Below are 14,360 nucleotides of genomic sequence, written 5' to 3'. Positions count from 1 at the left end.
CACCCGATCCCATCCCGAACTCGGAAGTGAAACGCAGCTGCGCCGATGGTAGTGTGGCCTAAGCCATGCGAGAGTAGGTCATCGCCAGGGTTTTTACCCCGAAAACCCCGCTGCTCACGCAGCGGGGTTTTCTTTTTGTCTGCGTTTCAGCCCCTCCCATCACGGACGCACGGGTCGCCGCGCTCAGCGATGCGGACATCCTGGTGGCCATGCGCGAACGCACACCGATCACCGCGGCACTGTTGGCCCGCCGGCCCTGTCTACGCCTGCTGATCACCAGCGGCATGCGCCATGCGGCCATCCATGTCGCGGCAGCGAAAGCGCAGGGCGTCATCGTCTGCGGCACCGACAGCCATCCCGAGCCTGCCGTGGAGATCACCTGGGCGCTGATCCTCGGCCTGATGCGCCACCTGGTGCCTGAGGCCAATGCATTGCGCAGCGACGGGCCGTGGCAGCAGACGGTCGGCCGTGACCTGCATGGTGCGCGGTTGGGACTGCTGGGAGTGGGGAAGATCGGTCAGCGCGTGGCGCAGATCGGCCAGGCGTTCGGGATGCAGGTCAGTGCAGGGCGTCCGAATCTCGACGCGCCACGTGCGGCGGCGGTGCAATGGGCTACATCGCAGGAGGCCCTGTTCGCTGGCAGCGAGGTGGTGTCGCTGCACCGGGTCCTGGGCGAACGCAGCCCCGCGATCGTGGATGCCGACACGCTGGCCTGCATGCCGGCACACGCATGTCTGATCAATACCGCACGCGCGGGCCGGATCGATCAGCAGGCGTTGATCGACGCCCTGACTGACAAGCGCATCGCCGGTGCTGGCCTGGATGTCTTCGACATCGAACCCCTCCCGGCCGGGCATCCGCTGCGCACATTGCCCAACGTATTGGCGACGCCCCCTCTGGGCTACGTCACCGCGCGCAATTACCGGGACTATTTCGGCCAGGGGGTGGAGACTATCGCCGCCTGGCTGCAGGGCGCGCCGAAACGCGTGCTGGACTGACGCCGGTCAGGCCACCGCGGCCGGGCGGTACGCCTGTTGCTGATGACGGAACACGGCCACTGCCTGGGTCAGGTCGGCAGCCTGCGCCTCCAACAGGCGTGCCGCTGCACTCGCCTCTTCGACCAACGCCGCATTCTGCTGGGTGGCATCGTCCATCTGCGCCACCGTCCGGTTGACCTGATCGATGCCGGCGGCCTGCTCCTGCGAGGCCGAAGAGATCTCGGCCATGATGCCGCTGACACCGGCCACGCTGCTCACAATCTCGCCCATGGTCTGCCCGGCGTCCTGGACCAGGCGCGCGCCGTCGGCAACCTGTACCACGGAGGCATCGATCAGGCCCTTGATCTCCTTGGCGGCCTCGGCCGAACGCTGGGCCAGGCTGCGTACCTCGCTGGCCACCACCGCGAAGCCGCGGCCCTGCTCGCCTGCACGTGCTGCTTCCACGGCGGCGTTGAGGGCAAGAATATTGGTCTGGAAGGCGATCCCGTCGATGACGCGCGTGATGTCGCCGATGCGGTGAGAGGCGGTCTGGATGGCGTCCATGGTGGTCACCACCTCGCTCACCACCCGACTGCCGCGGGTGGCGACGTCATGCGCGCCGTGCGCCAACGCACTGGCCTGGCGCGCGTGTTCGGCATTCTGTCGCACGGTGGAGGTCAGCTCCTCCATCGAGGCGGCGGTTTCCTCCAGATGGGCAGCCTGGCGTTCGGTACGCTCGGACAGATCATCGTTGCCACTGGCGATCTCACTGGCGGCCAGCGAAATCGAGCCGGTGCACTGCTTGATCCGTTCGACCATCGCGGTCAGTTGCTCCGCCGTCGCATTGGCATCGCGCTGCATGGCCTGGAACGACCCGTGGAAGTCGCCCCGCATGCGCTGGTCCAGATCGCCATCGGCCAGTGCCGAGAGCATGCGGCGGATCTCACCGACCGTGCCACCCACGCTGTCCAGCAGCTGATTGATGCCGCCGGTCAGGCCGTTGAGGAAGCTCGCGCCTCCGTCCGTGGCCTGCAGCCGGCGATCAAGATCGCCCTTGCTGGCGGCCTCGACGATATCGGCCACGGCATGTTCCAGCAGCAGTTCGTGGGTGCGGTCATGCCATTCCACCGCGAAGCCCTGGCGCTGGCCCTTCGCATCGAATACCGGCGTGACAACCTGGGCGAAGTGCACCGGGCCGATCCGCACACGCCCGTGATGGGTGACCATCAGCGTATTGAGGATGGCGCGGATGCGTTCCGGATTGGCATGGAAACGGTGGATGCTGCTGCCGACCAGGCGCTCGGCGTCGAAGTCGGGGAAGGCCTCACGCAGGCTGGTCTGCTGGTTGCGCAGCAAGCTCACCACCGACTGGTTCACGTAGCGGATCACGTGGTCATTGTCGGCGATCATCATTGCGGTGCGGGAGACATCCAGCGCCTGCCGGACCTGGGCATCGTGCGTATGTTCGACACTGTCGCGCGCCTGCGCGCGGGCTGCCTCCGCGGCCAGCGAGACCGACCGCATCTCTGCCTGCCGCAACGCCTGGCCCTGCTGCCGCACGCGCAGCGCGACCAGGCCCAACAGCACGGCCGCGACCGCCACCGGAAGCAGCGCCCAAGGCTGCCGCTGCCAGATCGCGGCGGTTACCGCGGCGGCAAGCAGCACCCCGGCGGAGATCAGATAGGCGGCATCCGTGGACGGCCGGGACGTGCGCGTGCCCAGCAGATCGGGTGGGCGGGAGGTGGCATCGGGCATGGCGGACATGAGGGCTCCAGAATCAGCAGAAAACGGAAAGCCCGCGGCGTGATCGCGCGCAGGCGGATGCCACACCCGTCACCGGCGAAGCGGTGGGTGCAGCAGCGGAAGGAAGCAGGGGGGCACGCGCAGAGCAGGTGACGGCAGGTGCCGTGTCGGCGGTGGCGATCACCGCCGGCATGGCCCGGTCCTGTGGGCGATGGCACGGCCAATCCGGCATTGCGACGACGTTCCCTGGAAGCCTGGGTGATGCGCGGCTTCGCAACGGCGGAGCAAGCGACGACAGTGCGGCCGACGAAGATCGGCCTGCATCATCGGTATCGGTCGTTGCCGGGATAAGTTGAGTGCGACCGTGTGTCGCACCGTGCAGGGCTTACCCGGCGAGGAAGCCCTGGATCACCTCAGCGACCACCTGCGGATGCTCCATGTGCAGATGATGCGTGCCCGGGAACACCGCCAAGCGGCCTTCGCGCAGCAACGAGATGCGCTGGCTGCGCAACGGCTCCGGGTAATACGACTGCGCTGGCGTGGCGTAGATCACCTGGGTCGGGCATTCGATCGCGGCGAGCAGGTCGTCGATCTGCGCTTCGCTCAGGCGCATCGCGGTGGGCAGCATCAGGCGCTGATCGCTGCACCAGCTGAAACCCCCTTCAACCGGCTTGACGCCGCGTTCGACCAGCAGGCGCGCGCACGGCTCGCTGAGCTGGTTGGCCATCATGCGGGCGCGGATCGGTGCGGCCAGATCGGGGAACACGCGCAGTCTGCGGGTGGGCAGCGCCCGCGCGGCACGCACATGCTCACGCAGGCGCTGTGCGGTTTCATTCTCCGGGCCCCGCAGACCGCCGAGGGCCTCGATCGCGATCAGGCGCTCGACGCGTTCGGGTGCGGCCGCCGCGGTAAGGCTGGCAATGCCGGCGCCCATCGAGTGGCCGAGCAGCACGAAGCGGTCCCAGCCCAGCGCATCAGCGACGTCGAGCACGTGGCAGATCGCACCGGGCGTGTTGTATTGCGTGCCGGGCGGCAGATGCGCGCTGTGGCCGTGGCCGGGCAGATCGATCGCGACCAGCGCCAGATCCGGTAGTTGCGCGGCCAGCGGCACGAAGCTGGCCGCGTTGTCGAGCCAGCCGTGCAGCGCCAACACGCGGGTGGCCCCTGCAGCACCCGAACGCAGGCCAGCCACCGGGCTGCCGGCGACCGACAGCGAGAACGACTCCAGCGTCATGCCAGCGCCGCGATGCTCAGCCGCGACAGCGCCAGCGCATGCGCCTGCGCGTCATTGAGGCAGGGGATGTAGCGCATCGTCGCGCCGCGCTCGGCCACGGTCTCGGTAAAGCCCATGGCCACTTCTTCGAGCGTTTCCAGGCAGTCGGTGGCAAAGCCGGGGCAGACCACGTCCATGCTGCGCACGCCCTTTTCGGCCATCGCCCACAGGGTCGGCTCGGCGTAGGGCTGCAGCCATTTCTCACGGCCGAAACGGGATTGGTAGGTCAGCTGCCAGGCATCGTCGGGCAGCTCCAGCGCTTGGGCGATCGCGTGGGCGCTGGCTTCGCAGCGCTGCGGATACGGATCGCCGGCATCGGCCAGGCGCTGCGGAATGCCGTGGAAAGAAAACACCAGTTTCTCGCCGCGGCCATGCTGCTCCCACCACTGGCGGATGCTGCCGGCGACGGCGGCGACCCAGTCCGGATCGACCGCGTAATCGCGCACCAGGGTGACAGTGACCCCGGGGTGTTTGGGCTGCCATTCGCGCACCTGGTCCTCGATCGAGGCCGTGGTGGTGGTCGAATACTGCGGGTACAACGGCAGTACCACGATCCGTTTCATGCCTTCGGCGGCCAGCCGGTCCAGCTCGGCCGGCAGCGCCGGGGCGCCATAACGCATCGCATGGCGCACCCGCAGATCGGGCATCAGGCCCTGCATGGCCTCGGCCAGCCGGCGCGTGTAGACCATCAGCGGGGAGCCCTCTGGCAGCCAGACCTGGGCGTACTTGGCGGCCGAGCGACCACTGCGCAATGGCAGGATCAGCCCGAACAGCAAGGGTTTCCAGAACAGCGGCGGAATCGCGACCACGCGCGGATCGCTGAGGAACTCAGCCAGGTAGCGACGCACCGCCGGGGCGGTTGGCGTCTCGGGCGTGCCTAGATTGACCGCCAGCACGGCGGTGTCGGGTGCGTCGAGCATGCCGCCATTCTCGCAGGTCTGCGCGATTGGCGGGATGGATTTGGATGATGAACGCGATCCAGCGTGCATATCGATAGCCAGGAATACTCATTGCCGATTCATCGCCGGCCTTCTAACGTCGAGAAGCGTATCGACCCCGGTCGTACCTGCCGCTATCTTGTATGAATCGACTTTCTGGAGCCCACCCATGCGCCGCCTCAGCCTTGTTCTGCTGATCTCCGCCAGCCTGCTGTCGACCCAGGCCATGGCCGGGCCACAGGAGGACCAGCGCGCCCGCAATGCCGTGCGCGTCCTGAATGAAATCCAGGACATCCCCGAGCAGGGGATTCCCGACAAGCTGCTCGACGAAGGCCGAGCGGTCATCGTCATTCCCGATACGATCAAGGCCGGCCTGGTGATCGGCGGCCGTCGCGGCCATGGCTTGATGTCCGTCAAGACGCCCGATGGCAGCTGGTCCAACCCGGTGTTCGTGAAGCTCACCGGCGGCAGCATCGGCTTCCAGGCCGGCGTGCAGTCCTCCGATGTGGTGCTGGTGTTCCGCAACGACCGCAGCCTGGACAATCTCGTCAACGGCAAGTTCACCCTGGGCGCCGATGCCGGCGTCGCCGCCGGACCGGTCGGTCGCAACGCCGCCGCCGCCACCGATGGCCAGCTGAAGGCTGAGATCTGGTCCTGGTCGCGCGCCCGTGGCCTGTTCGCCGGTGTGGCGCTGGATGGCGCCGTGCTGCAGATCGACGATGCCGCCAACCTGGACGCCTACGGCAGCAACACCACGCCGCGCATGGTGTTCGAAGGCCGTGTCGGCGAGCCGCCCTCGGTGGACGTGGTCGCCTTCCGTGATCGCCTGGAGGAAGCCACCTATACCGCCCGCGAGAAGCGCGGCACTGCGGGCAATGCCCCAGCGCCGGCCGCTGCGCCGCGCGCCGCCGCCGTACCGGTTCGACCTGAACAGGCACCTGCCCCGGCCCCTGCTGGCGCGACCACGGCCCCGCTGCAGTCCGTGCCGGCGCAACCGGCCCCGCAGCAGGGCTTCCAGCCGGTTGGCGACGGTGAAGTCCGGACCGAATCGCTGGACGGCAACTGACTTTTGTCACGCGCGCCGGCTTACCGCCGGTGCGCTATGCTCAACCGTCTGATCACTACGTAACGCGAGCGAGTCATGGGCAGTTTCAGCATCTGGCATTGGTTGGTCGTGCTGGTCATCGTTCTGCTGGTGTTCGGCACCAAGAAACTGACCAGCGGCGCCAAGGACCTTGGCAGCGCCGTCAAGGAATTCAAGAAGGGCATGCGCGACGAGGACAAGCCGAACGCGCAGCTCAGCGACAGTTCGCGTCCGCAGGACTCGACGACGACGTCGCAGACCGAGCACGACCGCGACCCGCGCTGATCCGGGCGGCTTGGCGTGTTCGATATCGGTTTCAGTGAACTGCTGGTCATCGCGGTGGTGGCCTTGGTCGTCCTCGGCCCCGAGCGGCTGCCCAAGGCGGCCCGCTTTGCCGGGCTGTGGGTGCGCCGTGCCCGCAACCAGTGGGATTCGGTGAAGCAGGAGCTCGAGCGTGAACTGCACGCCGAAGAGATCAAGCGGCAGTTCGATGATGTGAAAACCTCGATGCGCGATACCGAGTCGCAGCTGCGCGCCAGTGGCGAAGCGGTGCGCCGCGAGGCCGAGCAGATGCGCCAGGACGTGGCACGGCAGGGCGATGACGTCGCCGCGGCTGCGGACGACGAACCGGTGATGACCGGCCCCGCACCAGGTTCCCCGGCCAGCGTGGCCCAGCATGTGGTGGCCCCCGAGGAGGCCGAGCCGCCGCGCGATGCGATGGCGCCGCCGGGCATCGATGGCAGCGCACCGCGTGCAGATCCGCCGGCGGCCCTGCCGCCGTCGACTGACACCGCGCCGCTTACGCCTGTGCCCACGCCGCCGAACGACGAGGCACCGCGATGAGCGAGCATGAAAGCAACGAGAGTTCGCTGGTCGAACACCTGATCGAGCTGCGTGCGCGCCTGGTGCGCGCGTTGATCGGCCTGGGCGTGGTGCTGCTGGGGTTGATGCCGTTCTCGCGGCAGATCTACACGATGATCGCCGAACCGCTGATCTCGCAGCTGCCGAACGGGCAGACGATGATCGCGACCAATCCGGCCGGCGCGTTCTTCGCGCCGTTGAAACTGACCTTCTTCGTGGCGGTGTTCATCGCCGTGCCGTGGCTGCTGTTCCAGCTGTGGTCGTTCGTGGCACCGGGCCTGTATGCCCGCGAAAAACGCCTGGCGGTACCGTTGCTGGCCTCGTCGGTACTGCTGTTCTATCTGGGCTGCGCGTTCGCGTACTTCCTGGTGCTGCCGGCGGTGTTCCACTTCCTCACCACGTTCCGCCCGGAGGTGATTGCGATCACACCGGATGCGACGGCGTACCTGGATTTCGTGCTGGCGATCTTCTTCGCCTTCGGCACCAGCTTCGAGCTGCCGGTGGCGATGGTGATCCTGGTGCTGCTGGGCTGGATCACGCCGCAGCAGTTCAAGGAAGGTCGCGGCTATGCGATCGTCGGGATCTTCGTGCTGGCCGCGGTGCTGACGCCGCCGGACGTGGTCTCGCAGCTGATGCTGGCCATTCCGATGTGCCTGCTCTACGAACTGGGCATCCACGCCGCGCGCTGGCTGGTGCCCCGCCCGGGCGGGAAAGAGCAGCCGGAGTAAGGCACAAACAAAAACCCCGGCCAAGGCCGGGGTTTTTGTTGATCAGGCGGCGAACACGTTGTTCGGGCCCGGCATCGGCGGCGGGGTCTGCGGCCCCTGCTGGCCGAACATCTGCTTCCACGCCGTGTAGATGGCACCGGCGAAGACCGGCATCACCACGCCCATCAGCAGCAGCTGCGCAACGAACAGCGCGAGCATCGTGCCGCCGATCAGCTGCGCGATCAGGGCCACCAGCATCACGCCGAAATAGATCGCAAACACCGCCACGAAGGCGAGCAGGAAGAACACCAGCATCGCCAGCACGTTGTGCAGGCAGGCGCGCAGGCTCAGGCGCATCGCCTGTAGGCCGTTGCGATGCTCGAACATCACCTGCGGCGGCAGGGTGAACAGCGCCAGCGCCATGGCCAGGAAGGTGACCACCACCAGTGCCAGCCAGAGCAGGATGCGCATCGCCGGCAGGCTCGCCATCAGCTCTTCGATCTGCGCCGGGTCCGGCTGCGCGCCGGACTGGCTGATCGCGTTGAGCTGCACCATCACCTCGCTCAGGTGCTGCAGGCCACTGCTGCCGATCAGCACCAGCAACAACACGCCCAGGAACAGGCCGGCCACCAGCTGCGGCAGCAGCGAGGCGAGCAGGTTCAAGGCGCGGCCTTCCTGCAGGCCCTGCAGCAGGTGCGCAGGCTGCGCCACGCGACCCTGGTCGACTTCGCGCACGGCCCACACCAGGCCGCCGAAGAACAGCGGGCCGGCCAGCGCCATCAACAGCTGCGCCAGGGTACTCAGCGCCGGGCTGACCATCGCCAGCGACATCACCAGCAACGCGGCCACGGCCCAGATCACGCCGAGCAGGCCCAGCGCCAACGGCGCCTTGCGCAGCAGGGTGAAACCCGACACCAGCCATTCCGCGCCGGCGGAGGCCGGCAGCTTGCGAATCTCGCTCATAACATTCCGGGACAGGGGAGAAGGCGCGAACGCCCGATTGCGGTCGATTATCCCTGTTTTCCCGGCGCGTGACCTGAAGGCCGCCCTGCGCGGCGCGGACGCTGCGTTGCGTCCGGGGGCATGCCGGTGCAGCCCTCAGGCGTTGCGTGCCTGGCGGACGAAACGGCGCAGCAGCTGGCGGGCCAGCGGCGCGGCGCTGACGTCGCGGGCGACACTGCGCGCGCAACCGCCGTGCTGGCGGATGCACTCGGCGCGGGCGCGGACGTAGCCGCGCATGTGGTGGGTGGCGAACTCCGGATGGAACTGCACGCCCCAGGCATGTGCGCCCCAGCGGAAGGCGTGGCAGTTGTCCTGCGCCGAGCGTGCCAGGATCGCCGCGCCCTCGGGCGCGCGCAGCACGGTCTGCAGGTGGGTGGCATGGGCCGGGAAGCGCGCCGGCAGGCCGCCGAACAGCGGGTCGTCCACCGCCGAAGGATCCAGCGCCAGCTCGATCGTGCCGGACTCGCGGCCGGCCGGGTTGTAGGCCACTTCGCCGCCCAGCGCGTGGGCGAGCAGCTGGTGGCCATAGCAGATGCCGAACACCGGCCGGTCGTCGTGGGCGGCAGCGCGCAGCCACTGCGCGCTGCGTTCGCTCCACTCGGCGCGGTCGGTGACGTAGGCGGCCGAACCGCTGACGATCACCCCGGCAAAATCGCGGTGGCTGGGCAGGGTGCCGCCCTGCTCGACATCGACCACCACGGTCTCGTCGGCGTCCAGCCCGGCCGCGACCCGGATCCAGTGCGAAAACCGCCCGTAACGGCGCAGCGAGGCGACGGGTTGGCCGGTTTCAAGAATCAGGAATGGGGCGGAATTCATCCGGGGGAGGCAGGACCGAGAGGACTTCCTCGATTGTAGTCAGCCCTGCCGCTACCTTTTCAAGTCCCGCGCGACGCAGGGTTCGTACCCCTTCAGCACGTGCGGCACGGTTGAAGGCGGCCAGATCCATGTCCGCGCGGATGTGTCGGCGCAGGCTGGAACCCAATGGCAGCAACTCATACAGGCCCACGCGGCCCAGGAAACCGGTGCGGCGGCAGTCGATGCAGCCGACCGGCGCATATGGCGTGGGCGCCTCAGGTAATGCTGCATCGGCATCAGTCAGCACCGCCCATTGCTCGGCCGAGAGCACCGTGGGCACCTTGCAACTGCTGCACAGGGTGCGCACCAGGCGCTGGGCCAGCACCCCGTTGAGGGTGGAGGCGAGCAGGTAATGCGGCACGCCCAGGTCGAGCAGACGGGTGATCGCCGAGGGCGCATCGTTGGTGTGCAGGGTGGACAGCACCAGGTGGCCGGTGAGCGAGGCCTGGACCGCCATCTGCGCGGTCTCCAGATCGCGGATCTCGCCGATCATGATGATGTCCGGGTCCTGCCGCAGCAGGGTGCGCACGCCGCTGGCAAAATCCAGGTCGATGTTGGTCTGCACCTGCATCTGGTTGAACTCCGGTGCGATCATTTCGATCGGGTCTTCCACCGTGCAGACATTCACGTCCGGGGTGGCCAGCCGCTTCAGCGTGGAATACAGGGTGGTGGTCTTGCCCGAGCCGGTCGGCCCGGTGACCAGCACGATGCCGTGCGGGCGCTCGACCAGGGCGGTCCAGCCGGCCGCCTCCTGCGGGCTGAAGCCGAGCTGGTCGATGCTCTTGAAGGCGGCATCCGGGTCGAAGATGCGCATCACGCACTTTTCGCCGAACGCGGTGGGCATGGTCGACAGGCGCATTTCCACTTCGCGCCCGCCCGGGGAGCGGGTCTTGATGCGGCCGTCCTGCGGGCGCCGGCGCTCGGCCAGGTCCATCCGGCCCAGCACCTTGATCCGGCTGACCACGGCGGTCATCACCGCCGGCGGCACCTCGAACACCTTGTGCAGCACGCCATCGATGCGGAAGCGCATGCGGCCCATGTCGCGGCGTGGCTCCAGATGAATGTCCGAGGCGCGCTGCTCGTAGGCGTACTGCAGCAGCCAATCCACGATGTGCACGATGTGCTGGTCGTCGGCGTTGACGTCGCCGGCGCGGCCCAGTTCGACCAGCTGCTCGAAGCTGGGCAGGGTGCTGCTGGTCTCGCCGCGGACATCGCCACGGGCGCCGCGCACCGAGCGCGTCACCCCGTAGAACTCCATGGTGTAGCGGTGCAGATCGAGCGGGTTGACCATCGCCAGCTCGATCCGGCGGCGGCTCAGGTGTTGCAGGTCGCGCAACCATTCCTGGGCCAGCGGCTCGCTGGTGGCGACCAGCACGCGCTCGCTGTCCACCGCCAGCGGCAGGAAGCGGTGGCGGCGGGCATAGGCGTGGGAAACCAGGGCGGTGACCGCCGAGACGTCGACCCGGGTCGGGTCCACCCGCAGGTAGCGCACGCCCGCGCGCTGGGCCAGCCACTCGCTCAGGCGCTCCAGGCCGAGCTCACCGCCTGCGCTGGCGCCCAGTTTAAGGTTGGCCAGCAGCACCAGCGGGTGGACCTCGCTGGCATTGCGTGCGCCCGGGGCGGAAAAGCGGATGCGCTCCAGATCGGCGGCGGCGACCAGGCCGTCGGCAACCAGGGCCGCGGCGACCTGGTCGAAATCCAGCCGCCCGTGCGGCAGGGGCACGCCCCCGGCAGGGACGCTGGCATAAGCCGCTGGCAGGCGTGGATCCATCCTCCATTTCCCCAGGCACGGAAGGCCCGTGCGGTCGGTCGCTATACTAGCGCACCCCTTCTGCAGGCAAGAATCCGCCGCATGTCCGCGATCCCGAACGTTCCGATCACTTTCCAGGGCCTGATCCAGACCCTCAACCAGTATTGGGCGCAGCAGGGCTGCGTGCTGATCCAGCCGCTGGACCTGGAGGTCGGTGCGGGCACCTTCCACCCGGCCACGTTCCTGCGCTCGATCGGTCCGGAAAGCTGGAATGCCGCGTACGTGCAGCCTTCACGCCGCCCGACCGACGGCCGCTACGGCGAGAACCCCAACCGCCTGCAGCGCTACTACCAGTACCAGGTGGCGATGAAGCCGAGCCCGGACAACATCCAGCAGCTGTACCTGGATTCGCTCAAGGCGCTGGGCATCGATCCGCTGGTGCATGACCTGCGCTTCGTCGAGGACAACTGGGAATCGCCGACCCTCGGCGCCTGGGGCCTGGGCTGGGAAGTGTGGTTGAACGGGATGGAAGTCACCCAGTTCACCTATTTCCAGCAGGCCGGCGGCCTGGAGTGCAAGCCGGTGCTCGGCGAGATCACCTACGGTCTGGAGCGCCTGTGCATGTACCTGCAGAACTGCGACAACGTCTATGACCTGATCTGGACCTATGGTCCGGATGGCACCCCGGTGACCTACGGCGATGTGTACCTGCAGAACGAGATCGAGCAGAGCACCTACAACTTCGAATACGCCGACGTGGACGAAATGTTCCATCGCTTCGATGCCTGCGAAAAAGAGGCGCAGAAGCTGGTCGATGTCGGCCTGCCGCTGCCGGCCTATGAGCAGGTCTGCAAGGCCAGCCATGCCTTCAACCTGCTGGATGCGCGCCGCGCGATCAGCGTGACCGAGCGCCAGCGCTACATCCTGCGCGTGCGCGCGCTGGCCCAGGCCGTGGCCAGGCTCTACGAGGCCAAGCGCCTCGAAGCCGTGGCCGCCAAGGAGGTGCAGGCATGAGCACGATGCAGCCGCTGCTGATTGAACTGGGTACCGAAGAACTGCCGGTCAAGGCGCTGCCGGGCCTGGCCCAGGCCTTCTTCGATGGCGTCGTGGACGGCCTGACCAAGCGGGGCGTGACCATTGAACGCGGCGATGCCAAGCCGCTGTCGACCCCGCGTCGCCTGGCCGTGCTGCTGCCCGGCGTGGCCGTCGAGCAGCCGGAACAGCATTCCGAAGTGCTCGGCCCTTACCTGAACATCGCGCTCGACGCCGAGGGTCAGCCGACCAAGGCGCTGCAGGGTTTCGCCGCCAAGGCCGGGATCGACTGGACCGCGCTGGAGCGCACCAGCGACGCCAAGGGCGAGCGCTTCGTACACCGCTCCACCACGCCGGGCGCGCGCACCGCGACGCTGCTGCCGGAGATCCTGCGCGAGGCGATCGCCGCGATGCCGATCCCCAAGCCGATGCGCTGGGGCAGCCACACCTATGGCTTCGCCCGCCCGGTGCATTGGCTGGTGCTGCTGCACGGCCCGGACATCATCGAGGCCGAGGTGCTGGGCCTGAAGGCTGACCGCATGAGCCGCGGCCATCGCTTCATGCATGACAAGACCGTGTGGCTGAGCGCGCCGGAGGACTACGTCGCCTCGCTGCAGGCCGCCTACGTGCTGGTCGATGCCGACGCGCGCCGTACCCGCATCGTCGAGCAGGTCAACGCGGCGGCCGCGCAGGCCGGCGGCCAGGCGCGCATCACTCCGGACAATCTCGAGCAGGTGGTCAACCTGGTCGAATGGCCGGCGCCGGTGCTGTGCAGTTTCGAGCGCGAGTTCCTGGCGGTGCCGCAGGAAGCGCTGATCGAGACGATGGAGATCAACCAGAAGTTCTTCCCGGTGCTCGATGCCAGCGGCAAGCTGACCGAGAAGTTCATCGGCATCGCCAACATCGACTCCAAGGACGTGGCCGAAGTGGCCAAGGGCTACGAGCGCGTGATCCGTCCGCGCTTCTCCGATGCCAAGTTCTTCTTCGACGAAGATCTGAAGCAGGGTCTGGAATCGATGGGCGATGGCCTGAAGACCGTCACCTACCAGGCCAAGCTGGGCTCGGTCGCCGACAAAGTGACCCGTGTGGCCGCCCTCGCCGAGGCCATCGCGCCGCAGGTGGGCGTCGAGCCGGTGCTGGCCAAGCGCGCCGCGGTGCTGGCCAAGAACGACCTGCAGTCGCGCATGGTCAACGAATTCCCGGAGTTGCAGGGCATCGCCGGCCGGCATTACGCCGTGGTCGGCGGGGAGTCGCCCGAGGTCGCGCTGGCCATCGACGAGGCCTACCAGCCGCGCTTCGGTGGGGATGACATCGCGCTGTCGCCGCTGGGCAAGGTGCTGGCCATCGCCGAGCGTCTGGATACGCTGGCCGGTGGTTTTGCCGCAGGCCTGAAGCCGACCGGCAACAAGGATCCGTTCGCGCTGCGCCGCAATGCGCTGGGCCTGGCCCGCACGGTGATCGAGAGCGGATTCGACCTGGATCTGCGCGCGCTGATCGCGACCGCCGTGGCGGGCCTGCCGGCGGGCGTGCAGCCCAGTGCCGAACGCAAGACCGAGGCGCTGCCGCAGGAGCTGTATGACTTCATCATCGACCGCCTGCGCGGCTACTACGCCGACAAGGGCGTGCCGGCCACGCATTTCAACGCGGTGGCCGAGCTGAAGCCGGCCTCGCTGTACGATTTCGACCGCCGCATCGATGCCATCGGCACCTTCGCCGCGCTGCCGGAAGCCGAAGCGCTGGCCGCGGCCAACAAGCGCATCCGCAACATCCTGCGCAAGGCCGAGGGCGAGATCCCGGGCATGATCGACCCGGCGCTGCTGGCCGAGCCGGCCGAAAGCGAACTGGCCGAAGCGGTGGAAGCGGCCATCGATGACAGCAACGCCAGCCTGCACCAGAAGGACTACGTGAGCGTGTTGAACCGGTTGGCGCGCCTGCGCCCGCAGGTGGACGCGTTCTTCGATGCGGTGATGGTCAATGCCGAGGATCCCGCGCTGCGGGCCAATCGCCTGGCCCTGCTCAAGCGCCTGGGCGACCGCCTGGGCAGCGTGGCGGCGATCGAACACCTGTCCAACTGACGCGGCGGGGCCGCGCGCCCCACGGTGGACCGGAAGGCGCGACGGCTTCGGCTGTTCGCGCCT

Annotated in this window: 13 protein-coding genes and 1 rRNA gene; 8 read left to right on the top strand and 6 right to left on the bottom strand. The window is 68.0% G+C overall.

The window, feature by feature from the left end:
• Positions 1–90, top strand: a 5S ribosomal RNA gene (gene rrf, locus ABE546_RS17580); the annotation flags it as partial.
• Positions 81–998, top strand: a complete 918-nt coding sequence (locus ABE546_RS17575; protein ID WP_346464598.1) for a D-2-hydroxyacid dehydrogenase family protein — start codon at positions 81–83, stop codon at positions 996–998. The genes rrf and ABE546_RS17575, both read left to right, overlap by 10 nt.
• 6 nt (positions 999–1,004) lie before the next feature.
• Here the strand turns inward: ABE546_RS17575 and ABE546_RS17570 are convergent, their stop codons facing one another.
• From ABE546_RS17570 to hemH, 3 genes are all read right to left on the bottom strand, one after another.
• A complete protein-coding gene (locus ABE546_RS17570) occupies positions 1,005–2,741 on the bottom strand; it encodes a methyl-accepting chemotaxis protein (RefSeq protein ID WP_346464596.1) in 1,737 nt (578 codons plus the stop codon).
• A 364-nt stretch (positions 2,742–3,105) separates the two neighbouring features.
• Positions 3,106–3,954, bottom strand: coding sequence for an alpha/beta hydrolase (locus ABE546_RS17565; protein WP_346464595.1), 849 nt, complete (start codon positions 3,952–3,954; stop codon positions 3,106–3,108).
• The gene (gene hemH, locus ABE546_RS17560; RefSeq protein ID WP_346464594.1) at positions 3,951–4,913 is read right to left on the bottom strand and encodes a ferrochelatase; all 963 of its coding nucleotides are present in this window, start codon (positions 4,911–4,913) and stop codon (positions 3,951–3,953) included. The genes ABE546_RS17565 and hemH overlap by 4 nt, the downstream gene beginning before the upstream one ends.
• A gap of 187 nt (positions 4,914–5,100) precedes the next feature.
• Between hemH and ABE546_RS17555 the strand changes: the two genes are divergently transcribed.
• The 4 genes from ABE546_RS17555 (at position 5,101) to tatC (ending at position 7,604) form a co-directional block, all read left to right on the top strand.
• The gene (locus tag ABE546_RS17555; protein WP_313211935.1) at positions 5,101–5,997 is read left to right on the top strand and encodes a YSC84-related protein; all 897 of its coding nucleotides are present in this window, start codon (positions 5,101–5,103) and stop codon (positions 5,995–5,997) included.
• A gap of 75 nt (positions 5,998–6,072) precedes the next feature.
• A complete protein-coding gene (gene tatA, locus ABE546_RS17550) occupies positions 6,073–6,300 on the top strand; it encodes a Sec-independent protein translocase subunit TatA (RefSeq protein ID WP_019185586.1) in 228 nt (75 codons plus the stop codon).
• A 15-nt stretch (positions 6,301–6,315) separates the two neighbouring features.
• Positions 6,316–6,858 carry a Sec-independent protein translocase protein TatB gene (gene tatB, locus ABE546_RS17545; protein WP_313211934.1) on the top strand — a complete coding sequence of 181 codons (543 nt, stop codon included), beginning with the start codon at positions 6,316–6,318 and terminating at the stop codon, positions 6,856–6,858.
• Positions 6,855–7,604 carry a twin-arginine translocase subunit TatC gene (tatC, locus tag ABE546_RS17540; RefSeq protein ID WP_102788725.1) on the top strand — a complete coding sequence of 250 codons (750 nt, stop codon included), beginning with the start codon at positions 6,855–6,857 and terminating at the stop codon, positions 7,602–7,604. The genes tatB and tatC overlap by 4 nt, the downstream gene beginning before the upstream one ends.
• A gap of 42 nt (positions 7,605–7,646) precedes the next feature.
• Here the strand turns inward: tatC and ABE546_RS17535 are convergent, their stop codons facing one another.
• The 3 genes from ABE546_RS17535 to ABE546_RS17525 form a co-directional block, all read right to left on the bottom strand.
• Positions 7,647–8,546 (bottom strand): BPSS1780 family membrane protein, encoded by a 900-nt coding sequence (locus ABE546_RS17535; protein WP_313219253.1) that lies wholly within the window; start codon positions 8,544–8,546, stop codon positions 7,647–7,649.
• A 135-nt stretch (positions 8,547–8,681) separates the two neighbouring features.
• Positions 8,682–9,401 (bottom strand): glutamine amidotransferase, encoded by a 720-nt coding sequence (locus ABE546_RS17530; protein WP_313211932.1) that lies wholly within the window; start codon positions 9,399–9,401, stop codon positions 8,682–8,684.
• A complete protein-coding gene (locus ABE546_RS17525) occupies positions 9,373–11,211 on the bottom strand; it encodes an ATPase, T2SS/T4P/T4SS family (protein ID WP_313211931.1) in 1,839 nt (612 codons plus the stop codon). Before ABE546_RS17525 ends, ABE546_RS17530 begins: the two co-directional genes overlap by 29 nt.
• An 81-nt stretch (positions 11,212–11,292) precedes the next feature.
• Between ABE546_RS17525 and glyQ the strand changes: the two genes are divergently transcribed.
• Complete coding sequence (glyQ, locus tag ABE546_RS17520; RefSeq protein ID WP_102788722.1) at positions 11,293–12,204, top strand: glycine--tRNA ligase subunit alpha; 912 nt, start codon at positions 11,293–11,295, stop codon at positions 12,202–12,204.
• Complete coding sequence (gene glyS / locus ABE546_RS17515; protein WP_313211928.1) at positions 12,201–14,297, top strand: glycine--tRNA ligase subunit beta; 2,097 nt, start codon at positions 12,201–12,203, stop codon at positions 14,295–14,297. The genes glyQ and glyS overlap by 4 nt, the downstream gene beginning before the upstream one ends.
• Positions 14,298–14,360 lie beyond the last annotated feature (63 nt).

It is taken from the genome of Stenotrophomonas sp. TWI377 (assembly GCF_039674525.1).
Classification (GTDB): domain Bacteria; phylum Pseudomonadota; class Gammaproteobacteria; order Xanthomonadales; family Xanthomonadaceae; genus Stenotrophomonas.
The sequence above is the reverse complement of the archived record's forward strand: the minus strand, read 5'-3'. Positions and strand labels throughout refer to the sequence as shown.